The sequence below is a fragment of the Photorhabdus sp. RM96S genome (assembly GCF_042879335.1).
GTDB classification, from domain to species: Bacteria; Pseudomonadota; Gammaproteobacteria; order Enterobacterales; family Enterobacteriaceae; genus Photorhabdus; species Photorhabdus kayaii.
The window spans coordinates 1-223 of the sequence record NZ_JBHFKT010000301.1 but is presented as its reverse complement, the minus strand read 5'-3'; the positions used below and the strand labels follow the sequence as shown (position 1 = coordinate 223).

Sequence of the window (223 nt, the reverse complement as noted above, 5' to 3'; positions counted from 1 at the left end):
CTTATGATGCTGAGCAAGATTGCTATATTTGTCCTGCTCATCACCAATTGTCCCTGCAAAGTACAGTGAAAGCCACTGAAAAAACGCGGACCTATCGGGTTTATCGCGCTGACAATTGTGCCGGATGCCCGAAGAAAGCGGGCTGCACAAAGGCTAAAGGAGGAAGAAAAATAAAACGTTATCCGGAAGATGAAGGGCGGGAGACACTTCGTTTGCATATGGC

The 223-nt window shown here is 47.5% G+C and carries 1 protein-coding gene; it reads left to right on the top strand.

The features are described 5' to 3' along the window. Window positions 1–223 (top strand): transposase (locus tag ACGF49_RS25455; RefSeq protein ID WP_387493640.1); only part of this gene is annotated, 223 nt, incomplete at both ends.